Origin of the sequence: Lysinibacillus sp. VIII_CA, assembly GCF_049943995.1 — a bacterium.
GTDB classification, from domain to species: domain Bacteria; phylum Bacillota; class Bacilli; order Bacillales_A; family Planococcaceae; genus Lysinibacillus; species Lysinibacillus pinottii.
On sequence record NZ_JBNFXM010000019.1, the window covers coordinates 31,765 to 57,867 of the forward strand.

General features: G+C 37.6%; 26 protein-coding genes and 1 riboswitch. Of the genes, 13 read left to right on the top strand and 13 right to left on the bottom strand.

Going from position 1 to position 26,103, the window contains the following annotated elements:
• Positions 1-76 precede the first annotated feature (76 nt).
• Together ACP3VS_RS19340 and ACP3VS_RS19345 are read left to right on the top strand one after the other, a co-directional pair.
• Entirely contained in the window at positions 77-1,234 is a 1,158-nt protein-coding gene (locus ACP3VS_RS19340) for an exonuclease SbcCD subunit D (protein WP_207889462.1), read from the top strand.
• Positions 1,231-4,311 carry an SbcC/MukB-like Walker B domain-containing protein gene (locus ACP3VS_RS19345; RefSeq protein WP_426389666.1) on the top strand — a complete coding sequence of 1,027 codons (3,081 nt, stop codon included), beginning with the start codon at positions 1,231-1,233 and terminating at the stop codon, positions 4,309-4,311. The genes ACP3VS_RS19340 and ACP3VS_RS19345 overlap by 4 nt, the downstream gene beginning before the upstream one ends.
• Before the next feature lie 40 nt (positions 4,312-4,351).
• On the opposite strand, the gene ACP3VS_RS19350 is transcribed toward ACP3VS_RS19345, so the two are convergent.
• Complete coding sequence (locus ACP3VS_RS19350; RefSeq protein WP_257216288.1) at positions 4,352-4,474, bottom strand: hypothetical protein; 123 nt, start codon at positions 4,472-4,474, stop codon at positions 4,352-4,354.
• Positions 4,475-4,530: 56 nt separating this feature from the next.
• Complete coding sequence (locus ACP3VS_RS19355) at positions 4,531-4,854, bottom strand: DUF4870 domain-containing protein (protein ID WP_031416856.1); 324 nt, start codon at positions 4,852-4,854, stop codon at positions 4,531-4,533.
• Between the two features lie 126 nt (positions 4,855-4,980).
• A riboswitch (TPP riboswitch) is annotated at positions 4,981-5,088 on the top strand.
• 134 nt (positions 5,089-5,222) lie between these two features.
• Between ACP3VS_RS19355 and thiT the strand changes: the two genes are divergently transcribed.
• Positions 5,223-5,783, top strand: coding sequence for an energy-coupled thiamine transporter ThiT (gene thiT, locus ACP3VS_RS19360; RefSeq protein WP_031416858.1), 561 nt, complete (start codon positions 5,223-5,225; stop codon positions 5,781-5,783).
• Positions 5,784-5,954: 171 nt separating this feature from the next.
• Positions 5,955-6,710, top strand: a complete 756-nt coding sequence (gene map / locus ACP3VS_RS19365; RefSeq protein WP_036216602.1) for a type I methionyl aminopeptidase — start codon at positions 5,955-5,957, stop codon at positions 6,708-6,710.
• 28 nt (positions 6,711-6,738) lie between these two features.
• Here the strand turns inward: map and ACP3VS_RS19370 are convergent, their stop codons facing one another.
• Positions 6,739-7,452 (bottom strand): hypothetical protein, encoded by a 714-nt coding sequence (locus ACP3VS_RS19370; protein ID WP_031416860.1) that lies wholly within the window; start codon positions 7,450-7,452, stop codon positions 6,739-6,741.
• Between the two features lie 199 nt (positions 7,453-7,651).
• Here ACP3VS_RS19370 and ACP3VS_RS19375 point away from each other — a divergent pair, with 199 nt between their 5' ends.
• Both ACP3VS_RS19375 and ACP3VS_RS19380 read left to right on the top strand, forming a co-directional pair.
• A complete protein-coding gene (locus tag ACP3VS_RS19375) occupies positions 7,652-8,461 on the top strand; it encodes a polyphosphate kinase 2 family protein (RefSeq protein ID WP_036165358.1) in 810 nt (269 codons plus the stop codon).
• Between the two features lie 175 nt (positions 8,462-8,636).
• Positions 8,637-9,224, top strand: coding sequence for a GNAT family N-acetyltransferase (locus tag ACP3VS_RS19380; protein ID WP_012292083.1), 588 nt, complete (start codon positions 8,637-8,639; stop codon positions 9,222-9,224).
• 70 nt (positions 9,225-9,294) lie between these two features.
• Here the strand turns inward: ACP3VS_RS19380 and ACP3VS_RS19385 are convergent, their stop codons facing one another.
• The 3 genes from ACP3VS_RS19385 to ACP3VS_RS19395 all read right to left on the bottom strand — a co-directional run bounded on the left by ACP3VS_RS19385 (position 9,295) and on the right by ACP3VS_RS19395 (position 11,549).
• Positions 9,295-9,858 (bottom strand): beta-class carbonic anhydrase, encoded by a 564-nt coding sequence (locus tag ACP3VS_RS19385; protein ID WP_012292084.1) that lies wholly within the window; start codon positions 9,856-9,858, stop codon positions 9,295-9,297.
• 176 nt (positions 9,859-10,034) lie between these two features.
• A complete protein-coding gene (locus ACP3VS_RS19390) occupies positions 10,035-10,169 on the bottom strand; it encodes a hypothetical protein (protein WP_004225590.1) in 135 nt (44 codons plus the stop codon).
• Positions 10,170-10,307: 138 nt separating this feature from the next.
• Complete coding sequence (locus ACP3VS_RS19395; RefSeq protein ID WP_012292086.1) at positions 10,308-11,549, bottom strand: aminopeptidase; 1,242 nt, start codon at positions 11,547-11,549, stop codon at positions 10,308-10,310.
• Between the two features lie 190 nt (positions 11,550-11,739).
• On the opposite strand from ACP3VS_RS19395, the gene motA reads away from it, so the two are divergent.
• Positions 11,740-12,543 carry a flagellar motor stator protein MotA gene (gene motA, locus ACP3VS_RS19400; protein ID WP_031416865.1) on the top strand — a complete coding sequence of 268 codons (804 nt, stop codon included), beginning with the start codon at positions 11,740-11,742 and terminating at the stop codon, positions 12,541-12,543.
• On the top strand, positions 12,527-13,291 hold the full coding sequence (gene motB, locus ACP3VS_RS19405; RefSeq protein WP_025115820.1) for a flagellar motor protein MotB: 765 nt from the start codon (positions 12,527-12,529) through the stop codon (positions 13,289-13,291). Before motA ends, motB begins: the two co-directional genes overlap by 17 nt.
• A 55-nt stretch (positions 13,292-13,346) precedes the next feature.
• Here the strand turns inward: motB and ACP3VS_RS19410 are convergent, their stop codons facing one another.
• A complete protein-coding gene (locus tag ACP3VS_RS19410; protein WP_031416866.1) occupies positions 13,347-13,568 on the bottom strand; it encodes a DUF1128 domain-containing protein in 222 nt (73 codons plus the stop codon).
• A 178-nt stretch (positions 13,569-13,746) separates the two neighbouring features.
• Between ACP3VS_RS19410 and ACP3VS_RS19415 the strand changes: the two genes are divergently transcribed.
• Positions 13,747-14,073, top strand: coding sequence for a hypothetical protein (locus ACP3VS_RS19415; RefSeq protein WP_012292090.1), 327 nt, complete (start codon positions 13,747-13,749; stop codon positions 14,071-14,073).
• Positions 14,074-14,095: 22 nt separating this feature from the next.
• Complete coding sequence (locus tag ACP3VS_RS19420) at positions 14,096-15,013, top strand: YihY/virulence factor BrkB family protein (RefSeq protein WP_012292091.1); 918 nt, start codon at positions 14,096-14,098, stop codon at positions 15,011-15,013.
• A 62-nt stretch (positions 15,014-15,075) separates the two neighbouring features.
• On the opposite strand, the gene ACP3VS_RS19425 is transcribed toward ACP3VS_RS19420, so the two are convergent.
• Both ACP3VS_RS19425 and ACP3VS_RS19430 read right to left on the bottom strand, forming a co-directional pair.
• Positions 15,076-16,980: a heavy metal translocating P-type ATPase gene (locus tag ACP3VS_RS19425; RefSeq protein WP_012292092.1), complete on the bottom strand. Its 1,905-nt coding sequence runs from the start codon at positions 16,978-16,980 to the stop codon at positions 15,076-15,078.
• Between the two features lie 259 nt (positions 16,981-17,239).
• Entirely contained in the window at positions 17,240-18,778 is a 1,539-nt protein-coding gene (locus ACP3VS_RS19430) for a fumarate hydratase (RefSeq protein WP_031416868.1), read from the bottom strand.
• A gap of 190 nt (positions 18,779-18,968) precedes the next feature.
• On the opposite strand from ACP3VS_RS19430, the gene ACP3VS_RS19435 reads away from it, so the two are divergent.
• Positions 18,969-19,769, top strand: coding sequence for a YwqG family protein (locus tag ACP3VS_RS19435; RefSeq protein ID WP_031416870.1), 801 nt, complete (start codon positions 18,969-18,971; stop codon positions 19,767-19,769).
• A gap of 42 nt (positions 19,770-19,811) precedes the next feature.
• Here the strand turns inward: ACP3VS_RS19435 and ACP3VS_RS19440 are convergent, their stop codons facing one another.
• Positions 19,812-19,997 carry an SE1561 family protein gene (locus ACP3VS_RS19440; protein WP_008173529.1) on the bottom strand — a complete coding sequence of 62 codons (186 nt, stop codon included), beginning with the start codon at positions 19,995-19,997 and terminating at the stop codon, positions 19,812-19,814.
• 362 nt (positions 19,998-20,359) lie between these two features.
• On the opposite strand from ACP3VS_RS19440, the gene ACP3VS_RS19445 reads away from it, so the two are divergent.
• Complete coding sequence (locus tag ACP3VS_RS19445) at positions 20,360-21,544, top strand: MFS transporter (RefSeq protein ID WP_036160447.1); 1,185 nt, start codon at positions 20,360-20,362, stop codon at positions 21,542-21,544.
• Positions 21,545-21,780: 236 nt separating this feature from the next.
• On the top strand, positions 21,781-22,416 hold the full coding sequence (locus ACP3VS_RS19450) for a hypothetical protein (RefSeq protein WP_426389673.1): 636 nt from the start codon (positions 21,781-21,783) through the stop codon (positions 22,414-22,416).
• A gap of 329 nt (positions 22,417-22,745) precedes the next feature.
• Here ACP3VS_RS19450 and rlmD read toward each other — a convergent pair whose 3' ends face one another.
• Genes rlmD through ACP3VS_RS19465 form a run of 3 tightly spaced genes read right to left on the bottom strand, consistent with a single transcriptional unit; the run spans position 22,746 to position 25,952 of the window.
• Positions 22,746-24,125, bottom strand: a complete 1,380-nt coding sequence (rlmD, locus tag ACP3VS_RS19455) for a 23S rRNA (uracil(1939)-C(5))-methyltransferase RlmD (RefSeq protein WP_036165396.1) — start codon at positions 24,123-24,125, stop codon at positions 22,746-22,748.
• 37 nt (positions 24,126-24,162) lie between these two features.
• A complete protein-coding gene (locus ACP3VS_RS19460; RefSeq protein WP_012292098.1) occupies positions 24,163-24,987 on the bottom strand; it encodes a polysaccharide deacetylase family protein in 825 nt (274 codons plus the stop codon).
• Between the two features lie 56 nt (positions 24,988-25,043).
• Positions 25,044-25,952, bottom strand: coding sequence for a TIGR01777 family oxidoreductase (locus tag ACP3VS_RS19465; RefSeq protein ID WP_197148655.1), 909 nt, complete (start codon positions 25,950-25,952; stop codon positions 25,044-25,046).
• Positions 25,953-26,103: the final 151 nt, after the last annotated feature.

Below are 26,103 nucleotides of genomic sequence, written 5' to 3' on the forward strand. Positions count from 1 at the left end.
TCTTAATTCCCCAAACAAAGGAAAAACAATCCTTTACTAGCCATGATAAAATAGTAAGAGGACAGGAGGTACAGGAATGAAAATATTTCATACAGCAGATTGGCATTTAGGGAAGCTCGTTCAGGGTGTCTATATGACAGAAGATCAACAATATATCCTACAACAATTTATACAAGCTATCGATGAAGAAAAGCCAGATGTAATTATTATAGCAGGTGATCTATACGATCGTTCCATGCCCCCTATTGAGGCAGTGAATTTACTAAATGACACTTTAGCAAAAATAGTTTTAGAAAAGAAGATTCCTATTTTAGCCGTTGCAGGAAATCACGATAGTGCAGGCAGATTAAACTTTGGTAGTCGATTAATGCGTGATAGTGGTTTATATATTAAGGGCCAATTTACGAAAGATCATGCCCCTATTATTATAAATGATCAATATGGAGAGGTGCATTTTCATCTTGTACCATTTGCAGACCCTGCCTCTATTCGCAGTATCTTTGAAGAGGAAGCCATTCGCTCTCACCAAGATGCTATGCAGAAAATAATTGAACATATAACAGCAGGTATGGATACAAGTAAACGTAATATATTTGTTGGACATGCCTTTGTGACCAAATACGGTGAGGAGGAAGCCAACACTAGTGATTCAGAGCGTCCGCTTTCTATAGGAGGCTCAGACTGTGTGAATGCTGCTTTATTTAAACCATTTCATTATACAGCACTTGGACATTTACATAAGGCACATTTTGTCTTAAATGAAACGATTCGCTATGCCGGTTCACCATTAAAATATTCATTATCTGAGCATCTACATGAAAAGGGCTTTTTAATTATCGATCTAGATGAGCACGGAAATAGTACTGTAACGAAAAGAAAGTTGATGCCGAGAAGAGATTTGCGTGTAGTAGAAGGTCAGTTGGAGGAGTTATTAATGCTTCCACCAAGTGATGATTATGTATTTGTTAGATTGACAGATGCTACGTCCGTATCTTCGCCAATGGAACGTATTCGTACTGTTTTTCCTCATGCCCTGCATGTTGAACGTAAGATTTTACGACAAGAGAAACCAAGTGAGCTTCAAGTAGTAGAGGCAGAAAAGCTAGAAGATATAGATCTATTCCGCTCTTTCTTTACAGATATAATTGGGATTCAACCAGATGAAGATACCGAGCGCCTGTTTACAGAGATGTTACAGGAATTATTAGATAAGGAGCGAGAAACAGTAAAATGAAGCCATTAAAGTTAACGATTACGGCATTCGGTCCTTATAAAAATACGGAAATAATTGATTTTCAACAGTTAGGGGAACATCGATTGTTCGCCATCTCTGGCAAAACTGGAGCAGGGAAGACGACGATTTTTGATGCGATTTGTTATGCACTTTATGGGGCAGGTAGTGGTGAAGATCGCCAGGATACAGCTTTACTACGAAGTGGCTTTGCTGACGATGATGTGTATACAGCAGTAGAACTTATTTTTGAAATGCATGGAAGGGTCTATCAGATTTTACGTCAGCCCGGACATATAAAGGGAAAAAATAAAACAGCTACTGGTAAAAAAGTGGAGCTAGCGGAAGTTAGGGAGGGAATGCTCGATTATAACATTGTGGAAAAGCAGCAAACACTTGAGGTCGATAAAAAGATTCAGGAAATTATAGGTCTGACAAAGGATCAATTTAGCCAAATTGTGATGCTACCTCAAGGTGAATTTCGCAAATTATTAACGTCTGATTCAACAAACAAAGAGGTAATCTTACGAAAAATTTTCAAAACAGATCGCTTTGGTGCTATGACAAAGCTGCTTGATGCTAAACGAAAAGAAGCAGAGAGTGATCTTGAACGTGCCAAACAATTAAAAGAACATCTACTTGGTCAAATTGTTGGTGCACTTCCACAACGTTCATCTCCTCTGTTCAAACAAATTGCGGATAATACGGAAAATATGTTTCAGCTCAAGCAAGCACTTGAAGAGGAGCTGACCTATTATAAAAAATGTTTTGAAGATATACAGCGACAATATGAGGAAGCTTATAATCATCATCAAAAAGAACAGGAATTTTACCGTTTAGCTAAAACGCTTAATGAACAATTTGAGGAGCAGTCCAAACGACAAGAACGACTACAAATGCTGTTAGATGAGCAAGATAAATACCATGCGAAGGAACGGGAAATAGCTTTAGCAGAACAAGCGGAGCGTTTACTATTACTCGAACAACAATGTATGGATTTACGAGCTGAACAAAATTTAAAAGAACAAGCCTATCAACAAGCCCAAAGTAGTCAGCTACAAACCAAGGAACTCTTACAACGAGCACAAGAAAAATATGAAGCGGAAGAGGCAAAAGAGTCTGAGTGGCAACTGCTTTTACAGCAAGAAATGCAACTCCAAGCATTGCTTCCTAAGTTTGAAGCGTATGACAGCCATGTACAGCAGCTGCAAATTGCTGAGCAATATGTGAAAACCGCCAAACAAGGTGCAGCGGATAATATAGTACTAATCGAAAAAGAAAGCGCACAATTAGAGCAGCTTTCACAATCAATTGAGCACTATGAAAAACAAATGGAACCATATGAAGGTTACTTAGAAAAACTTCCAAAGTTGCAGGAGCAAGTAACTTTGCTCATGCAGATGGAGAACTATACAAAAACGGTAGAGATAGCGAAACAGGATGTTATCGCAACTAAAGCTCGCTATCAGGACAGTAGACTGGAGCTTCAACAATTAGAGCAACGCTGGCTGACAAGTCAAGCAAGTGTTTTAGCTCAGCAGCTTAAAGAAGGGCAGCCTTGTCCTGTATGCGGGAGTACGGCTCATCAGCAAACTCATAATGAGAAATTGGAAATTGTTGAACTTGCTCAGGTGGAAACATTAAGGGTAAAAGTTTCTTCCGATGAACGTTTGTATTTGGAAAAAGAGGCAATGTTAAGATCCGCACAACAGCTTCAGCAAGAGACACTGAAACAATTAGATGCACACTCTATCAAGCAACAGGATCAAGCACAGATAATAGCTTCCTTAGAAAAAATGGAGAAAGAGATTACTAGCTTAAGGGTTATCAATCAACAGTTAGCTCAAACAAGAAAAAACCAGAAGGAACAGCGTTTAACAATAGAGCAATTGCAAAACAAACAATTAAAACTTGAGGAATATTTAAGCGAGCAGATGAAGAGCTGGACAAGACTTCAGGCAATTGTAGAGGAACAGCATAAGCAAATGCCAACAAATATTCCAACTTTACCGCAATTAAAACAAACGCTTACTGATGTTAGCCAACAGAAAATGGATTTTCAAAAATTATGGCAGGAAAGCCAACATCATTTACATGCCATGAAGGAAGCTGACAGTAATGCAAAACTAGCTGTGGAGATCGCCAAACAGAATTTTGAAGAATTAAAGCTCAAAATGAATGACAAGCGTGAACAGTTTTCAACAAGCATGCAGGAAGCGGGCTTTGTAAGCTATGAAGACTACGCAGCTGCGAAAAGAAGTGCCACTCAATTAGAGGAACTCCGGAGAGCATGCAGTGACTACACCCTTCAGGTTCATACGTTAAAAATTCAAATTTCAGAAGGAGAAAAACATCTTCAAGGAAAAGAGGAGCAAGATTTAGCCTTGATGGAGGCGACTGTGAAAAGCCTCCGAATCGCCTATGAGGATGCCTTTAAACAACTTCAGCAAATAGATGGATTTGTGAAATCATGTCAAAGCTTTATGAACAAAGTCGAGGAAACAGAAAGAGAGCTACGTTTACTTGAGAGTGAGGCTGGACGTGTAAAGGAGCTATATGGCTTATTAAATGGGCAAAATTCGAAAAAGCTGTCCTTTGAACGATATATTCAAATAAATTATTTAGATCAAATTACAGAGGCAGCCAATATTCGCCTTAATCATTTATCGAATGGTCAATTTGAGCTTAGACGCTCAGACAGACTTGAAAAGCATGCAAAGCAAAGTGGACTTGGGCTTGATGTATATGATGCTTACACAGATCAATTACGAGATGTCAAAACTTTATCTGGTGGTGAAAAGTTCAATGCGTCATTAAGTCTTGCTCTGGGAATGGCGGATGTTATTCAAAGCTTCCAAGGCAATATTCATATTGAAACTATGTTTATTGATGAGGGCTTTGGCTCGCTCGATGAGGAATCATTAAATAAAGCAATAGACACCTTAATCGATTTACAAGATTCTGGCCGAATGATTGGCGTCATCTCCCATGTGCCTGAATTAAAATCCGCGATGCCAGCCGTTTTACATGTCGAAAAAACATTAAACGGACATAGTCAAACACACTTTGAAATAAAATAAAGGAAGGTGTATTTCCGGCTTAAGGAAATACACCTTCCTTTCATTTTTTCCGAGGACTGACTGTAGAAGTTGTCCCTTTTTTTGCTGCCATCACTTTTTTTACAATCGGTATAACAATCGGCGCTAATTTAACAGCGGTTTTTACTACCTTTGATACTTTCATTAAAAACACAGCTCCTTTTTTAATTACTTCTACCTGTTTATTCTAAAAGTAAAACATTAGCGGATAACTCGAACGGCTTGAATAATATTCCATATTACGATTCCGAGCGAGACAATTCCGTAAATGGCGAACGAAATGAACCAAACGATCATTACTGTACTATTACTTGAAGTGGGATCTAAACTAAAGGTAGAAAACACAAAGACAATGAAAAATAATATACCAAATACAAAAGGAATTAAATGAGACACTAGTGCGCGAATGGAATGTCTTTTGATATCAGCATCTTTCGAAACGAAATAAACAATCAATGGTACGATGAAAGGAGCAAAGAAAATACTGAGATAGCTGAAGGCAGATAAAATTTTTTGGTTCTCCATAGTTGTACCTCCTTTTTTAATATTTACGCATGGAAATCAGCAAAGTTTCAAAAATTAAGTATGGAAGAGGTTGTAATCATTCCATGCTTTGCGTACAATGTAATTATTCAAAGTAAATTCAGATGTAACGACCACAAGGGGAGCTGATGATGTCAGCTGAGACTGGGCACGTAATGCCTTTACTCTTTGAACCTGTAAGCTAGCACTTACGTAGGGATGTGGATAGAAACCGACACTTGTACGATGTGAGGCTCTGTCCTGGCATCGTTTTTTCATTCTTGAAAATAATAAGATGTCAGAGAGAATCAAATCAGCGCTTTTCTATTCCTGCTCTTGTATCCTACATCGGAACAAAGGAGAGAATATGTATGGACAAAAAAAGACTATTAATGTTAGTGGAGATTGCAATATTTGCAGCAATTGGCCTTGTGCTGGATCAGGTCTCGTTTAAAGTATGGGCACAAGGTGGCTCTGTTAGTCTTGTCATGGTACCAATTATGTTAATTGCTATTCGCTGGGGCTTAGTAGCTGGCCTAACAACAGGCTTACTTGTAGGTGTTATGCAAACCATGTTTGGCGCTTATATTGTACACTGGCTTCAAGGGTTACTAGATTATGGCGTCGCTTTCACTGTTGTAGGATTAGCAGCCATTGTGCGCAGACCTTTACTAGAGGCAGCAAGTCAACTAAACAAAACAAAAATGGCACTTTATATTATTTTAGGTACTGTGTTTGCAGGCTTCTTGCGTTATGTAGCACATACTACTGCTGGGGCTGTATTTTTTGCGGAGTATGCCGGCGATCAAAATGCATGGATTTATTCGATTATTTATAATGGTACATATATGCTTCCTGCTACAGTATTAACAGCCATTGTGGGAGTGTTATTATTCACAGCGGCTCCACAACTTATGCAACGTAAAGCATAATGCCATCCCCCTTCATGTTGGTGAAGGGGTTTTTTATATAGTTATAAGAGAATAGCGCTTTTTGCACTTTGCCAAGGAGGCACGCATACAATATTTAAAGCGTTTAGCGTTATACGTATAAAAAGTTATGTTATATTAAAGAGTAGATATTAGATGAAAGGGACGTTATACATGATTGTAAAAACGCAAGAAGAGATTGAAGCTTTTAAAAAAATTGGACGCATTTGTGCGGAGATCCGTGAAACAATGAAGGCTGCTACAAAACCAGGTGTCACAACACTTGAACTAGATGAAATTGCCGGTCGAATGTTTGCTGAGGCAGGTGCGATTTCTGGACCAAAAGGAGAATATGACTTCCCAGGATATACTTGTATTAGTGTCAACGAGGAAGTAGCGCACGGTATCCCAGGTAAACGTGTTATTCAGGAGGGAGATATCGTTAATATCGATGTTTCAGGCTCTTTAGATGGCTACTTTGCCGACACGGGTATTTCTTTTGTAGTCGGTGATGGCTATGAAGATAAAGAAAAACTATGTCGTGTTGCCAAAGATGCTTTTGATCGTGCAATGACAAAGGTAAAGGCTGGCTCTAAATTAAATCAAATTGGCAAGGCGGTAGAGCGCGAGGCGAATGCTAATGGCTTAACAGTTATCATGAATTTAACAGGCCATGGTTTAGGTCGTTCTTTACATGATGAGCCAAATCACATTTTAAATTATTATGATGCATGGGACTCTACGATTATGAAAGAAGGTATGGTTCTTGCAGTTGAGCCATTTATCTCTGCAAAAGCAGAGCATATAGTAGAAGCTGGTGATGGTTGGACATTCATAACACCCGATAAGTCTCTTGTTGCTCAAATTGAGCATTCAGTGATTGTTACAAAAGATAAACCAATTATCCTCACTTCATTAGACGAAGACTAGGATGACACAAAAAATCCTGCTCACCAAATTACTTTTGGTAGGCAGGATTTTTTTTAATGAATAAAATGCCAACAAAGAGTACACCACATAAAAATAACGCAGCGGTTGTTACGAGTAGCTCATCAAAACCATTATGTAAAGCGATTCCTATATAAGCCCATATAAAAACACTTGGATACATGATATCAAAGTGATGAAAGCGGATATGTAGCGCAATGACTCCACCTAATGTCAGTAAAATAACTGCCCAAAGAGGAGTACTTAGACCAAAACCGTTCCAACCATAAGCTGTTAACGTAAAGCTAATATTTGTGATGAAAATAAATGTCATCCATGCTAAATAAATGGCGAAAGGAATACGACCCGACAGTGATTTGTCATGAAGTGGATACGTATTGTACAACATAAATAGATACAAGACTAAGAGTAGGGTAATGCCGAGAGAAACAATAAATAATTCATGATGCCATACGTATATCATTAATGCTTGTAAAATATTTATGCAACTAAAGAGCGCAGACTGTTTCATAGATGTCTTTTTGATGTTCATCACTAACCAATAACCGATGAATAAATAAATGACAATCCAAATTAAATGACTTCCATCAACAGGTGCAAATACCACCGAAAAACGATTAGAAATTTCTAAAGAAGACTGACCGTTAAGTTTCATGAAAAAGGATGAAAAGGTTAGGATGAGTGAGACAATATACGAAATTGTCATCAATAAAAACCGAGGCATGCTTTCCTCTCCCTTCGTGTTAAATTGTATAGGGAAAAGACAAATAAGTATAGTACTGTCACTCATTTTATTATAACGGAAACTTCCATCAATGTATCGTGTTGTTTGCTAACACTATCTACAATTTACCATCTCAATAGGCATCCATTTATTTCTTTAGTACAATAAGAATATATACAAAATAAAGGAGTGAAGCTTTATGACACAAAACTTAAAAAATCTAGACCTATCTATTGAACTAGATAAAAAGATGTATAAAAAGAAATTAAAAGTACTCCAATATGAAATGTTAAATGCCCAACAATTTTTATTAAAAAACAAAATTGGTTTAATTTTAGTGTTTGAAGGTATGGATGCCGCTGGGAAAGGTGGAGCGATAAAACGTTTAATTGAACGTGTCGATCCACGTGGCTATGTCGTACACCCAATTTCAGCTCCACAGCCACATGAGCTACGCTATAACTATTTACAACGGTTCTGGAGAAAGCTACCTCAGCATGGGCAAATCGCTGTTTTCGATCGTTCATGGTATGGGCGTGTATTAGTAGAACGTATTGAAGGGTTCGCAACGAAGGAAGAATGGTCTCGTGCCTATGAGGAGATTAATAATTTTGAAAAGATTTTAACTGCGGGGGACTACATAATAATTAAGTTCTGGCTTCATGTTTCAGATGAGGAGCAATTAAAGCGTTTTAAGGAACGAGAACAAAATCCATATAAATCTTGGAAGCTAACAGAAGAGGATTGGCGCAATCGAGAAAAGTCACCACAATATATTGAGGCTGCCAATGAAATGTTTGACAAGACCGATAAGAAAAATGCTCCATGGATTTTAGTAGCTGGAAACGATAAAAAATATGCACGTGTGCAGGTGCTACAAGAAACGCTTGCACATATTGAACGAGAGGCACTGAAACGTGGACTTCATTTAACAAATGTATTAGACAATCCGCTTTTAGAAGATGCTGACTCATCCAGCCTGAACACCTTGAATGAGAAGAAGAAGTAAAAAATAAAATGTAAAATGATGGTGCTATGACATGAAGACATGAGCTGTTTTAGTTGTAGCAGCATCTTTTTTTACATACAATAAGGTAAAACTAGGGATTACTCCTTTAAATTCTATTAGTTAAGAAGGTAGTGAAAATTTCTACCGATATTGATTGGAAGGCTAGTGTGGAGAAATGGTGCTTAAAATTTGGAATTTATTAAGAAAAAAGGGTGGGAATGTGGTAACTATAAAGGGGGAAAAATGCTACATCCGAACATTCCAAGAAAATGATGCACGAAGTTTAACAGGTCTCGTAAGCCGCAATAAATACTTTTGGTCAACATATGAGCCTTTACAAAGACCTGAATACTATACGATCGACGCGCAATATAAAAAAATTCAAGAAAGCTTATATTTAATGGATTCAAAGCGAGAATTTACTTTTGGCATTTTTGAGCATGGTACTAATAACCTAATAGGACATATTGCACTATATGCTGTAAAACGTTTACCCTACTCAAGTGCATTTGTGGGATATGCTATGGATGAAATTTACGTAGGTAAAGGAATTGTTACTGAGGCAGTGAATATGGTAGTCCGCTTTGCATTCGATCAAATTGGGCTACATCGAGTAGAGGCATATGTATCAACCCAAAATAATCCCTCGATGCGTGTTTTAGAGAAGGCGGGCTTTCAACAGGAAGGTCTTTTAAGGAAGCTCCTGTATATTAATGGTCATTGGGTGGATCATTATATGTATGCTCGTTTAGAGGATGAATAAATAAACAAGTGCCTTTCTTTTCAAAGGAAAGCACTTGTTTATTGATTAGCTATAAATCAAGTTAGGATAACTATTGATGGTTACCATCTTCAATTAAATCTAGATGACCTGTATTTGGGTCAATAATTAAACCATGTACAGGAACGTCTTTTACCATTAATGGGTGATTTCGAATCGTGTCGACACTTTTTTTGACACTTGTCGCTACATCACCAAAACCACGTAAAAATTCTTTTAAATCAAAACCAGAATACTCCAGCATTTTGATGGTTTCTGGATTGATACCTCTTTTAACCATTTCACTTAGCATGGCATCAGGATCAACTGCACTCATACCACAGTCATAATGTCCAACCACATAAACTTCATCTGCTTGTAGGCCATAGACAGCAACTAATAAACTACGCATTACAGCACCGAAAGGATGGCTCACTAATGCACCGGCACTTTTCACAATTTTTACATCGCCATTACGGAGATTCATCGCTTTTGGTAAAAGCTCTACAAGACGAGTATCCATACAAGATAAAACAACAATACGTTTATCAGGATATTTTGTAGTGATGAATGGTTCATATTTTTTCTCTTGTACAAACTCTTTGTTAAACCCTAAAATATCTTGTAACATTGTCATGAAAATTGCTCCCTTCCTTACAAAAAATATTTTAGAGCAAAACTTTAATTATGCAAACAATAAAGACTTTTTTCAGACAATTTTTACAATAAAGAAGCAAACTTCGTACACTTTAGCAGCTTAATAACGTTGAAACTATAAAAAAACAGCTACTTTTACAGTAGCTGTTTTTTTACTTAAAATTTTTCGTTTGGCTTTGGATCTACAGTTACTGAAGACTTGCTATCTAAACCTACTTGTAGGTAGTGGATGAAGAATCCAGTTGAAATTAATAAAACTGCTGAAAAGCCAAGAACAGTTGTAATGAACATTTTTAGAGCTCCTCTCTACTTAAATGATCTACTAATTACCCTAAACTAATTATACAATAGGATATTAGGAAAATCTAAGGATAATTTATGACATCCATAACATACTAGACTAGAATACTATTAGTAAGAATGGATTATTTAAAATGCCCAATTTCCATCACGGAATATTGGTTCTTTTTGATTATCGTGGGTAATGCCATCAATATTCATTTTATTCGATCCAATCATAAAGTCTACATGTGTTAAGCTTTGGTTTATGCCATGAGCAGCTAACTCATCAGAAGACATGTCTTTACCACCTTCAATACAAAAAGCATAAGCACTACCAATGGCTAAATGATTTGAGGCATTTTCATCAAATAACGTATTGTAGAATAACAAATTCGATTGGGAAATAGGGGAATGATGAGGCACTAATGCTATTTCACCAAGATAATGCGCCCCCTCGTCTGTTTCAATAAGAGAAGCTAAAATTTCTTGACCTTCCTCAGCTTTTACATCGATAATACGGCCATCTTTAAACGTTAATGTGAAATTGTTAATAATATTGCCACCATAGCTTAACGGTTTAGTGCTGGATACAAACCCATTTATGCCTGTTTTTAAAGGTGCAGTAAAAATTTCTTCAGTAGGTATATTCGCCATAAATGTTTGACCTTGTTCGTTGACACTACTACCGCCTGTCCAGATGTGATGTGCAGGTAACTCGATGGTTAAATCTGTACCTGGAGCCGTGTAGTGAAGCGACTTATACTGTTTGCTGTTTAAATATTCCGCTTTGTCGTGTAATTCTTTGTCGTGAGCTAACCAAGCTTCCACTGAATGTTCAAGATCAATACGCGTCGCTGCAAAGATAGCTTCCCATAGGGCATCCATTTGTTGATCCTCTGGTAAATCAGGAAAAACCTTTGCTGCCCATGCTTTAGATGGAGCAGCGATAACTGACCAACTAAATTTATCAGACTGTAGCAACTGATAATAGTTCGCTAATGCTTGGCCTGATGCTTTTTGGAACGCCATAATTCTGTCACGCTCAATACCTTTTAGTAAATCTGGGTTTTGTGAACTAATGCTTAGGAAAGCAGCACCATTTTCAGCCAGCCACTCACGTTCTTGAACTTTCCATGGTGGGAAGAAATCAAATGAGTCTTTCGGTGCTCCTTCATAGCGAGCACGAACAAGTTCATCGTCAGATAAATCGACAAATACTTGTTTTGCACCATTTTTATAGGCTAATTTAGTAATAATTTGAGCTAATTTTAAGTTATCAGTCGAACAGCTTATATAAAGATATTGATCTTTTTGGATATTTACTCCTACTTTTATTGCTAATTCGGCATATTTTAGTAATTTTGTGTTAAATGATAATAACAAATTCATATCCCCCTTTGAAATAAGACAGTTTAGTGTAAGATTCTTAATTCAATATAATCAAAAATGGTCGAAATGTGAATAAAAAGCATTAATTACATCGAAAAATAATTAAAATACATTTATACTAGCATTATATATTTAAAATATGGAAAATTAGACGAAATTAACAGTAGATAGTAGATTTGGAGGTTCTAGAATGGATAAGTCGTCGATCATAGGGTTAATAATTGCGTTTATAGCGCTGTTAACAGGGATGGTAATGAAGGGTGTAAGTTTAACAGCATTTTATAACCCAGCAGCTATCCTAATTATCATCTTTGGTACTATTTCTGCAGTAACAATTGCCTTTCCAATGCAAGAGTTAAAGCGTGTACCAAAGCTATTTAAGATTCTTTTTAAAGAAACTAAATTAGCAAATGATATTGAAATTATTAAGATGTTTTCGCAATGGGCTGACTTAGCTCGTCGTGAAGGGCTATTAGCACTTGAAAGTAAAGCATCAGAAATTGAAGATCCATTTTTGAAAAATGGTCTTACATTAGCAATTGATGGACAAAATGCAGACTACATCCGTGATGTATTAACAGAGGAAGTAGAGGCTATGGAAGAACGTCATGCAAGTGGTTCTGCCATTTTTACACAAGCAGGTACATATGCACCAACTCTTGGGGTTCTTGGTGCAGTAGTAGGTTTAATCGCCGCATTGGCTGATATGAATGATATTGAAAAGCTTGGACACGCTATTTCAGCAGCTTTCATGGCTACATTACTCGGTATCTTTACTGGTTATGTTTTATGGCACCCATTTGCGAACAAATTAAAACGTAAGTCTGCTTTAGAAGTGAAACAAAAGAGAATGATGATTGAGGGTATCCTTTCAGTATTAGAAGGGGAGGCTCCACGTGTTATTGAACAAAAACTATCATCATACTTAACGATGGAAGAACGTCGTCAAATTTCTGGTGAAAGCGGGGCGGGTGGCCTTGGCAAAGAAAGCTAAGAAAAAAAAGCATGATGAGCATATAGATGAGTCTTGGCTAGTGCCATATGCCGACATCTTAACATTGCTCTTAGCTGTGTTTATTATACTATTTGCTTCAAGTTCAGTAGACCAAGAAAAGCTAGAGAGAATGTCAGCCGTTTTTAGTCAGGTTTTTGATGGTGGAACAAGCTTTTTAGAGCAGCCTGCACCAGTACCTAGTCCAAATGCGGATAGCGACCAAACACCACAGCAAAATTCAGCCTACTTAAAGGATCAGCAGGAGTTGGCTGAAATTAAAGATAGTGTCGATAATTTTATCGCTGTCAATGAAATGGAAGGTCAATTCGCTACAGAAATGACGGATGAAGGTTTACTTGTGACAATTCGTGATAGTATTTTATTTGATCCTGGGCAAGCAACGATTAAACCAGAGTATATTCCTATTGCGAAGGAGCTTGCGGATGTATTAGTATCCAATCCACCACGTAATATTGTTATTACTGGTCATACGGATAACGTTCCAGCTGGTCCTAATTTTTCATCAAATTTAGAGCTATCATTAATGCGTGCATCTAATTTCTATATGGTTTTATTAGACAGTAATTCGCAATTGAAATCTGAGAACTTTAGTGCAAAAGGCTATGGCGAAAACCGTGCGATTGCACCAAATGATACAGCAGAAGGTCGTGCAAAGAACCGACGTGTTGAAGTACTTATTCAACCACTAGTGACTGAGGACGGCTCGGAAGCGAAGAATACACAATAAATAAAAAGCTATTAGCAAGGACTATTTGTCTCCTGCTAATAGCTTTTTTATTTGCTTATTTACGTAAAGCGCCCAATTCTGCAACAATTGCCTGCATTTCACTTGGACTAAATGATTCTCTTTTCATAACCATTTCGTATAAATACGTTAAGTCTTCGTAGTTTGCTTCATCGAAGTGTTCCGATTTCATTGCATCGACATTTACCATGCGAAGCTTGTCCTTCATTTGATCAATCATATAAATAACGTTTTCCTTTGACGGGACTGACAAATCCATTTTTTAGCCTACCTTTCGTACTCCTCGCACATATCATTTCATTGAATAAAAAAAATGTCAACTCCGTATTTGGGCATTGCTTTAAAAATAGACTGTTATTGGGTAGAATAAGGGCAGTAGACTAGTTTATTTATGAAATATTAGGGAATATGCAATTACACAAGCAGGGGGTTTTAATATGGGTCAAAGTAAATTATTAGTATCAATCGTAGCAGGAGCAGCAATTGGAGCAGCGTTAAGCATGCTCGATCGCACTACTCGTGAGAAAACAATTGACACTACAAAAAAAATGAAAGAAGCTGTCACGTATTATGCAACAAATCGTGAAGAATTACAGGTCCTCGTGGAGGAAAAAGTACTGGCTGCGAAGGTGCTTTGTGAAAATGTGTCAGATAATGTCAACACTATTGCAGAGAAGGTGGAGGAGTTTAAAGAATTGCCAACTACGATTCAAAGTATGATTGATGACACAAAGTCAGCTTTTACTTTACCTCATAAAGAATAATTGTAGTTTTAGGAGGAGTTGTATGGAAAAGAAAAAGGCAACAATGCAAAATGCCTTTGGATTCGTCAAATCATTTGTGTCTCCTGAAGGGGAAGTGATTGATGTCATGACATCCAAGGGCTTTGTCCAAGATTTGATAGGTCGGGTAAAGCGAGTGGAAATTTCAGCGCTTTCCGCACAGCTCGCTTATTTCTTTTTACTATCATTCTTCCCATTACTTATCTTCCTCGTGACATTGCTACCATATCTTAACTTAGAAACAACGCAGGTTTATTCATTTTTAGTAAATGTATTGCCAGATGAAGTGTATAAGCTTATTGAAAATACGTTGAATGAAATTTTAACAAACCGCAACAGTAGTTTATTGTCCATCGGTGTACTAGGTACGATATGGTCGGCATCTAAAGGTATTAATGCGCTGATTCGAGCTTTAAATAAAGCATACGATACAGAAGGAAGAGCAGGTATATTAGATAGAGGGCTATCTCTTGTTTTTACAGTGGCTCTTGTAGTTGTCATGGCAGTCGCTCTTCTATTGCCGGTATTTGGCCAGCAAATAGGACATTTCTTATTTTCAATCGTCGGAATAGAGGAACAATTTGAATCGGTCTGGCATAATTTAAGATGGTCGATACCACCAATACTTATTTTTATTGTTTTAATGGGTATTTACTGGTTCGTACCTAATACAAGCCCTCGGTTGAAAATATTAGGTGTTTGGCCAGGGGCAATGTTTGCTACGCTTGCCTGGTTAGTGGTCACATATGCTTTCTCTTTCTATATTAATAACTTTGCGAATTATTCTGCTACATATGGTAGTATTGGTGGCGTTATTATTTTAATGCTCTGGTTATATTTTACAGGAATTATTTTAATCTTTGGTGGAGTATTAAATGCTACAATGCAGAAAAGGGCATTACAAAAGGAAATTAATAGATAAGAAAATGACATAATTAAAAAAGGCCTCGCTTCTATTATGAAAGAAGCGAGGCATCTTTGTGATTAAACATTTTTATTCAGCATGCGTAAGCCGTTTAAAATAACGAGGATGGTACTACCCTCATGTCCAATAACACCTAGAGGTAAATCGACTACTTGTAAAAAGTTTGAGGCAATTAGCAAAATAATTACCCCGATAGAGAAGATGATATTTTGCTTTACAATTCGTTGCATTTTACGAGAGAGGCGAACAGCATAAGCAATTTTAGATAGATCGTTTTTCATTAATACAACATCAGCGGTTTCTAATGCAACGTCTGTACCCTCACCCATCGCAATGCCGGTAGTTGCTGTAGCTAGTGCGGGGGCGTCATTGATGCCGTCACCCACCATTCCTACAAATTGATATTGGGAAAGCAAACGTTTCATTTCTGTTACCTTCGTTTCAGGTAGACACTCCGCTACATACTCAGTGACACCAGCTTCTTTAGCAATTACTTTTGCCGTTTTTTCGTTGTCTCCAGTAAGCATGACGACTTGAATACCAAGCTCTTTTAATAATGACACAGCTTTTTTGGCTTCGTTACGTACAGTATCCTTTAAAGCTGTTAACGCTACAATTCCATTTTGGTCACGGATGAAAATAACCGTTTTACCTTGTGCAGCAAGTTTTGCCGCAGCTCCATTTGCAAAATCATTGGCATGTTGAGCATTCACAAAATCAGGTTTACCAACTTGATATTCCTTGTTGTGAACGGTCCCCTTAATACCCCATCCTGGGATATCCTCAATTGTTGCTGATGGTAAGGCAGTAATTCCTTCCGCTTTCGCATAGGAAGTAATGGCTTGAGCAAGAGGATGGTTGGATTGTGTTTCTATTCCCGCAAGAATAGCTAAAGCCATATTACGATCGAATCCATCACGGACAATAAAATCTGTTACGACTGGTTTACCTTGTGTTAATGTTCCAGTTTTATCAACAGCTAATGCACCTAAAACACTTAGATGCTCTAAATGTAAGCCGCCCTTAAATAGCACACCATTTTTAGCACCATTTGAAATAGCTGCAAGTGTCGCTGGCATGATGGCTGCGACAAGGGCACATGGAGAAGCAACAACTAATAAAACCATGGCACGATAAAAAGTTGTTGTCCAATCCCAACCAAGTACGAAATGGGGAAGGAACATCATGATGGCTACACCAAGTAAAACAAATTTTACATAAGTTCCCTCGAATTTTTCGATAAATTGTTGAGACGGAGATTTTTCACTTTGAGCACTTTGGACAAGCTGAATAATTTTTTGAAAGAGTGTTTCTGAATTGGCCTTCGTCATTTCCATTGTAATAGCGCCATTCAAGTTTACCGTACCTGCAAATATTTCATCACCCTCACGTTTTAAAACGGGTAATGGTTCACCACTTATAGCTGACTCATCAATGGAAGACTGTCCTTTAAAAATAATGCCGTCGGCTGGAATACGCTCCCCGGGTTTAATCAATAAATGATCACCAATTTGTAATGTCGAAACAGATACCTTCATTGGCTCAAAGCTACCTCGAACTAACCAGGCTTCTTCTGGCTGAAGATTCATTAACGCAGATATTTCACGATGACTTTTATTCATAGCATATGTTTCAAGTGCACCACTTACTGCAAAGATGAAAATAAGAATGGCACCTTCTGTCCAATAACCAATAGCAGCAGAACCAATAGCTGCTAATACCATTAGGAGTTCAACATTCAATTTCCTTTCTTCTATGGTTTCTTCTATACCTTCCTTTGCTTTGGCAAAACCACCTACACAAAATGCAATGACATAAAGAAGAACAGAAGCGGTTGTTTGTCCGCTTATATCTAAACGCCATGCAAGTAAGATGAATACACCAGCCATTAACGCAGCGATTAATTCTGCATGTTCTTTAATTTTCTCAATTAAATTTATATTTTCTCGATTAGAGTGTTCCATTCCTATCCCTCCTGATAATGAAAATCAATATCAAAACCCTTAAATATAAGCATTTATTTATGGCCTTTAATTGAAAATGGATTTCAATTACCACATCTTTTATTTAGAATAATTATAACAAAGTAATTTATAGAAATAAAGAGGGAGTTAAAAAAAGGAGGAATTTTATTAACAGAAAAAGGCACAGTCTATTCACTAGGAATATTCTGTGCCTTACAAAAGTGTGCAGTAAAAAGGGCTACTACTTACTTATATTTAATTAGAAAACTCTTTCTGCGTGCAGTGCAAGTTTTTCTAAAGATGATTTATCGACATCTGCGTGTAATGAGTTGCCGTGTGAATCCATTGTTACAACTGCTGTAAATTTTTCAACATTTAAGTGCCACATCGCTTCTGGAATACCAAATTCCATTAAATCAACACCATCTACACCTTTAATGCAGTCTGCGTAATATTGTGCTGCTCCACCGATAGCATTTAGGTAAACGCCACCATGTTCATTAAGAGCTTTTAATGTTTTTGGTCCCATACCACCTTTGCCGATGACAGCACGAATACCGAACTTTTTCATGATATCGCCTTGATAAGGCTCCTCACGAATAGAAGTAGTTGGGCCAGCTGCTTTTACTGTCCAATTGCCTTCCTCATCTTTTGCCATAACTGGTCCACAGTGATAGATAACTTGTCCATTTAGATCCACTGGTGCATCATGGCTCATTAAATGATGGTGGATAGCGTCACGACCAGTATACATACGTCCTGTAATAGAAACTACATCTCCAACTTTTAGTGAACGAATTTGTTCTTCTGTAATTGGTGCAGTAAGCTCTACTACATTTGTTGTGTTGTCTTCTGTTGTAGCTGCCACTTCATCCTCTTTGAAAGTAATTTTTTCACCTTCTTGGTAGTGCCATTTAATAATTTCACCAGTTTGAGGATCGATATCCACAGCCATACGACGGTAAGCCCAGCAGTTATATGCTACAGACACATAGAATGAAGCTGGGATACGGTGCATAACCCCAATTTTGCAGCCTAGTAATGTTGCTTCACCACCGAACCCCATTGTACCGATACCAAATGTATTAGAAGTTTTCACCACATACTCTTCTAATTTGGCAAGATCAGGATTTGGATTTGTATCTTCAACATGACGGAATAATTGTTCCTTTGCTAAATCGTAGCCGGAAGAACGATCTCCACCAATACCTACGCCGATGAAACCAGCTGAACAGCCTTGGCCTTGTGCTTGGTATACAGAGTGTAAAATACACTTACGGATACCATCTAAGTCACGACCTGCACGACCTAGACCATCTATTTCACATGGAAGACTGTATTGAATGTTTTTGTTCTCACAGCCGCCACCTTTTAGAATTAATTTAATCGTAATGTAATCATTTTCCCATTGTTCAAACTTCATAACTGGTAAACCATCGCCAAGGTTATTACCACTATTGGCACCAGTTAATGAATCCACTGCATTTGGACGTAGTTTTGCATCAGCTGTAGTATCATTGATTGCCTTTTTAATCGCAGCTTTAATTTCTAATTGGTTTACGCCCACAGGTGTATAAATTTTAAAAGTTGGAAGACCAGTATCTTGACAAATAGGTGATACATTATCTTCAGCCATAATAATATTATTTGAGATTGTGTCTAAGCTCATTGCCGCACGTGTTCCAGCATTCTCCGCTTCTTTTGCTTTTTTAATCGCACGACGTACATCCTTAGGTAAATTTGTGGATGTTTCAGTAATTAAATCATAAAGACTTTTCTCCAAAGTTTGTAGATTCATTCGTGTATTGCCCCCCATAGAAAATTTGATTATTTCCACGTAACATTATACTCTTTTCAACTAATGAAAAAAAGAGTCCTTACCTATGAGGGCTAAATTTACGCATAGTTTAATAGTATTTGGGGAGGGAGTTGATTTTATAGAACATTTGTTCTATAATGATAGTAACCCACATTTAGGAGGAATTTGTATGTCTGCTAAAACTTTACTTGAATTACCTGAAGAATTTGATCAATACAGACCGCTAATAGAGGAAACAATGAAGCCCGTTGTTCTGATTGATGCATATGCTGGGAAAACAACCTTGTTTCAAAGTAAGTTTGCAGGGGACCCTTATTTCCCACTAGCGATGGAATATCCTAAAAATGCAAGTGGACAACCACTAAAGCTTTTAGCCCAAGTTAATTTTGCAGAATTGCCTAAGCATTTGCCTCATTTCCCAGAAGAAGGGATAGTGCAGTTTTATATTGATGGCTATGACGATGTATTAGGAATGGACTTTGATAATGGAAAAAATCAAGAAGGCTTTCGTGTCATTTTTCATGATACCGTTATACATGATGAAGCACAGCTTATTCAAGATTTTTCATTTGTAGAAAAAGAAGATGAGGAAATGTATTTTCCGGTAGAGCGTGAAATGACCTTATCCTTTAAAACAGGTTTTGAACCCTTAACGATTGATGATTACAGAGCCAATGAAATCTACAGTAGCATCTTGAAGGCTATTGAAGATAACGAAACAGTAGAAGATGCCTTTTATGATGCTTTAACTGGGGATGGACTTAAAATAGGGGGGTATCCATTCTTTACACAAGAAGATCCACGAGCATACGGTAATTATACAGACTCTACCATTTTGCTCTTGCAAATAGATAGTGTGGGGGATGATATATTATGGGGCGATTGTGGAGTTGGAAATTTCTTTATTACTGAGGAAGAGTTAAAAAATAAAGACTTTAGCAATGTTCTTTATAATTGGGACTGTCATTAAAAAACAAGCGAGCATACTTTGTGCTCGCTTGTTTTTTCATCTTTATTGTTCACGAGCATTAAATTGCTCCATTTTGTCTTCTAGGTCATCCATCATTTGAATTAAACGATCAATATCATCTAATTCAGCTGTTTCTGGATCTAGGGCATCTAATACTTCTAAAAACATTTCAAGACGCTCTCTTAAATAGGTTACTTGCTGTTTTTTATCAGTGATTGGCTTGGACATTCGTACACCTCATTTCATCCCTTTCATCGTAGCTGATTTAAGCTGAAATTTCAATGTTTAGGTAGATGCCTAGGACTAAGAGATTAATTTCAAAAATAAGTAGACGGAATATTTACAATATTGAATATGTATGTTAAAGTTGTTTTAAGATAAAGTAAAGGAGCTGATTGAAAACATCTTTAAAACTCTAACTCGAAAAGGAGGGAGTTTAAACAAGTACTCGGTAATAATCAAAAGCCGAATTTCGTGTTTATACAATTAAATGACTATAAGTATTCGTTAAGCCTTAGCGTAAAATCACATGTGGTGAGCGCTAAGGCTTTTTGGTATGCTGTTCTTTGGGAGAATGATTGGAGGAAAAGATGACATATTTCTCAGATTACAGCAAAAAAAGATTTACCATATTAGTAATAATTGTATCCATATCGGGCTTTTCACAAGGGATGTTATTACCGCTCATTTCTATAATTTTTGAACGTGATGGCGTTTCCTCAGCATTAAATGGCTTGAATGCAACGGGCTTATACATAGGGACATTATTAATTTCACCATTCATTGAGCAACCATTACGAAAATGGGGCTATAAACCGATTATTTTAATGGGTGGCGCGTTTGTTTTTATCTCCTTATTGGCATTTCCTTTATGGAAAAGCGTCACATTTTGGTTTGTGCTTCGCTTACTGATTGGTGTTGGGGATCATGCCCTGCATTATGCCACACAAACATGGATTACTAGTACCGCTGATCATAAAAGCTTGGGAAAAGGGATGGCTATCTATGGCTTGTCCTTTAGTATAGGCTTTGCCGTTGGGCCACTAATGGTAAAGTTGATTGAAATAGCTGAAGCTTTACCGTTTATTGTTTCGTCAATCATGTGTTTAATTGCATGGTCTTTTGTATTCTTCTTACAAAATGAAAAACCTGAGCGATTAACAGGTGACTTACATGCAAGAGGATGGAAGCGTTACAAAATGGCTATATTATTTGGGTGGATTGCCTTTTTAGGACCTTTTGTATACGGGTTCCTTGAATCTTCATTGAATGCATTATTCCCCGTATATGCACTACGTAAAGGGTTTGAGGTTGGCATGATTCCAATTATTTTATCAGTCTTTACATTTGGTGGTATTTTAACTCAAGTCCCATTAGGTGCACTGGGAGATAAAGTGGGGAGAAGGAATATTTTGATGGTAGGGTCATTTGGTGGCGCTATTATTTTCGCAATTGCCAGCTTTTTAGAACAATCACAAATGGCTGTCGCTATAGCATTTTTCTTAACGGGTACGCTAGTTGGCTCGATGTTTTCTTTGGGGATTACTTTTATGGCAGATTTAACGCCAAAGGAGCTACTGCCCACTGGGAATTTACTCTGCGGAATTGCCCTAAGTATAGGTAGTTTAACCGGACCGTTCTTAGGTGGAGTTTATTTAGAATATGTTAAAAATTATAGCTTCCTTTTACTTGTAGCTATACTGCTCCTAATTGTGGCTTTCATATTACTCATATTTGGACGTCTTAAGAACAAACAGACATTGATGGCAAAATAAAAAGAGCGGGGCTCATCTCCCGCTCAAAAACAAAAAAACGCCCAGCAAATCCGTGCTGTTATGGCGTTTTTTGCGTAACAAGGATGTTCCGTCCAAGTTACATAGGTTTGGCACCTAAAAAAGAATTATACAGACAAATTATTATGAAATCAATAAAAATAAAAAGGTATATTTTGGACATTGCTAAAATTTTTAAATATAATGAAAGAATACTTGCTTAAGAAGGAGGTTTTATCATGACCGAAATGAAAAAACTATCTATTCATCGCGCCTTAACAGAATTGAAAATGCTACAACAACGTATAGAAGGGGCAACCAATGAGGTTAGCTCTGTAGTAGCCAATCGTAAAAGTAATCAGAAAATAAATGGAATAGAAATAGTTGAATACGAAAAACAAATGCAAGCATCCTATGATAAAGTAATGGGCTTAATTAGCTATAGAAATAAAATAAAAGCGTTAGTTGTACAATCGAATGCCAGCACAAAGGTAATCGTTGGCAAGGAAGAGATGACTGTCGCGGAGGCCATTGAGCGTAAACAATCGATTCAATATGAAAAGAACTTGCTAGAAGTCATGCAACATCAATACCGTTCTGCTATCCATACAGTTGCCAAAGAAAATGATGCATTACCGGCCAAACTGGAAACCTATTTAATTAATATATTAGGCAATAAAGATAAACAATCTCCGGAAGAAGTGAAATTACATAAGGAAACATTTATGAAAAGGAATGAGTTTGAAATCATTGATCCACTAAATGTTAGACAGAGAATAGAGACATTAAGTAGTCGGATTGAAGAGTTCGAATCAGAGGTCGATGCAGTCTTATCTGAATCGAATGCCACAACATTTATTGAAGTGCAGGCATAAAAGGATATGCATGGCCTTGCGAAAACGGAAAACGAAGAGTCGCTCGCGCTTTAAGGCATGTGTGCGAGTTTAAACATAAAACATGCCTTACTCAAATGAAACTTACAACGAAAATAACCTAAAGGCTTAAAGGTTAAAGGTAAAAGTACAAAGTTTACGTGTCAAAAATCTTTCTATAAAAGTTCAACTCTTAGCATTTAAAAATCTTCTAAATCCTGGGGTAATGGTTGAGGTATTGACTTTTCTGGACCGTCCGTCATCCACCAGGCAGCTCGTGCTGTGCATAACAAAAAAGGACGTCTCAAATTTTTTTGAGACGCCTTTTATTTTTATTTATTTTTCAATACCAGCTTTGCTACACATTCTACCTGTGCCGTCTGTGAAAACATATCGACAGGTTGAATATACTCGACATGATAATGCTTCGATAATTGCTGTAAATCCTTCGCTAATGTAGATGGATTACATGATGTATAAACAAAACGCTTAGGTCTAAGCTTAAGCACGGTTTGAATAAACTCTGATGCAAGACCTGTACGCGGTGGGTCTACTGTTATAACATCTGGTGTAAAGCCTTCTTTGCGCCATTTTGATAGGACACTTTCGGCCGTACCTACAGCATATTTAGTATGCTTGAAGCCATGGTTGCGCGCATTTTTGCGAGCATCTTGAATGCTTTCAGGAATGACATCCATCCCGCGAACTTCTGCTGCTTGATCTGCTAGCCAAAGTCCCACGGTACCAACTCCACAATATGCATCAACTACTGATTCTTTTCCTGTTAAAGCAGCTGCCTTTTTTATTTCATCATAGAGATGAACTGTTTGAGTTGGATTAAGCTGGAAGAAAGCACGAGCCGATAAGTCAAAGGCCAATTCGCCAAGCTCTTCATGTATTGTTTCTTTACCATCAAGAACTATTGTTTCATCACCAAAAATTAAAGAGGTTTTCTCACGATTAATATTTTGTGCAATGGAAACAATGCTAGGATCAATTTTTTTTATACGTGTAATCAATTCAGCAAGATGGGGAATTTCTTTACGGGTAGTTACAAGTACAACTTGTGTTTCACCTGTACGTATCCCTGTACGTACTACAATCGTACGCACTAAGCCATCTAGTGTACGTCCATCATAAATCGTGATATTTAATTTTTGTAAAATCTTACGTGTTGCGACAGTAATTTTAGATGTAACAGGGTGTTGTACAAGGCAGTCGTTAATATTTAGTAGCTTATTGCTGCCTTCAGCAAATAAGCCTGCATATACTCGCTTGCCCTCTTTACGTACTTGGAATTGACTTTTATTACGATAATGCCAAGGATTATCCATTCCAAGTGTTTTTCGTACTTCCACTGTTTCAGCTAGAGGTTTCGCATAACGCTCTAAAGCTTGGATGACAATATCACGTTTTTCCAATAGCTGTTTTTCATATGTCATATGTTGAAGTTGACAGCCACCACATTCATTGTAGACTGGACAAGGTGCTTCCTGGCGGTGCTTAGAGGCTTTATGAATGGATAAAATCTCAGCTTCAGCAAAATTACGTTGAGTTTTCGTAACCTGAGCGGTAATTTCTTCACCAGGAATAGCTCCTTTTACAAATATTACATTTCTTTTATAAAAACCCACACCTTCTCCATTAATGCCAAGTCTTTTTATTATGAGTGGGAATTTTTGCCCCACGGTCATTGTTGTTTGCTGCGTCAAACGTTCCACGTCCCTGCTTTATAATGTCATCTCCCCATTATAACGAAGGAGCAGACGATTGCAAAGCAACAGGAAAATCTTCATATTCTAATACTAAATCGTCAAGTGATAAGAAGGTATAGCCTTGCTTTTTGGCCTCTGCAATAAACATTGGCAAAGCTTCAGCATTGTCTTGTGCAACCGTATGCATTAAAATAACGGCGCCTGGATGCAATTGCTCCATGAGCGCATTATAGGCATAATCAGCACCACGTCGCTCATCTTTCATCCAATCCTTAAAGGCAACAGACCAAAATATATGTCGATACCCTTCCGCATTACCTACTTCTAGCAGTTTTGCATTAAAGGTTCCTTCTGGCGGACGTGCATAGGTTGTACGATCGATGCCAGTCATTTCACGTAATTTCCCATCAAATTTTCGCCATTCTGCACGCATGCCCTCTGGAGTAAGTCGAGCCATATTAGGGTGCCCATATGAATGGTTGCCAATAGTATGACCATCCTTCACCATACGTTTTACTAGGTCGCTCGCGCTGTCTAAATAATGGCCAGTTAAAAAGAAAGTTGCAGGTACATCTTCTTTTTTCAATGTATCCAAAATACTTTCGGTAAAGCCGTTCTCATAGCCATTATCAAATGTTAGGTAGGCAATTTTTTTATCTGCCTTCCCTTTATAAATAGCCCCATATTTATCAAGTAGTTGATCAAGCTGCGCACCAGCCTCTGCCTGTTCACCATTTTTAGCACGCTTAAAGCCCCAATGATGTTCATCAGAACCTGCAGCAAAATATGGATTAATGCTAATACCTGCGGCAATAATAAAAGTAGCGATTACCGCACCAACAATATGCTGTTTCCACATAAAAAACGCATCCTTTCTTTTTCAATAGGATGCGTAAAATAGCTATAAATTATCCACTAATTCTGAGCAATTAATAAGTCTTCAAGTGCTTCTGTTAAATGGGGAAATTTAAATGTAAAATGATGCTTTTCTAACAAAGCTGGTTGGACATGTTGACCCTCTAAAACAAGAGTGCTCTGTTCTCCAAGGGCAAAGCGGATGGCAAAGCTAGGGACAGGCATCCAATGTCGTCGATTCATGACCATAGCGATTGTTTGTCCAAATTCTTTCATGCGTGTGGCATGAGGTGCAGTTACATTGAATGGACCATGAATTTCTTCATGAAGGATTGCAAAATATAAAGCACGTGCTACATCTTCAATATGTACCCACGAAAGCCATTGCTTACCAGAACCGATTGTTCCGCCAATATGCATTTGATATGGCAATAGCATGGGTGGTAAGGCACCGCTCTTTCTACCTAAAATGACACCAAAGCGTGCAAGGGCCACACGGATTCCCAAATGTTCTGCTCGTTTTGCATGTCGTTCCCAATCATCAACGGTCGAGCCTAAAAAATTGGTCGCTGCATCAGAAAAATTCTCATCATAAATAACCTCTGTAGAATGGGGGTAAAAACCCACGGCACTTGCATTAACAAGTACTTTCGGTTTTTTCCTGAGCTTTTCTATTATGCGCACTATTTCAAGTGTCGCATGCATCCGACTCCAATAAATATCCTTCTTTTGTTTTTTCGTCCACCGACCATTATTTAAAGAAACTCCTGCTAAATTCACAAAGGCATCTGCTCCTTCTAATGCCTCTATTGGTAGGGATTCATCCTGCAACCATTGTACATATTGAATACCATTTTTTTCGGAGGAAGGACTTCGAGTTAAAACAAATATACTGTGACCATTTTCCTGAGCTAGCTTGATAAAAGCTTTTCCCACAAAACCAGTTCCACCCGCAATCACGATTTTCATAAGAAGCACCCCTTTTTCAAAAATATACTTTACTAGTAATTTTATCATTTAACACCAATGCAAGCACCTTAAGTGAATCCCTAGAAGAAGGTGATAAGTATCGAATAACGGATACCGTAAAAAGAAATGTTATAATGGACAGGTGAGGTGT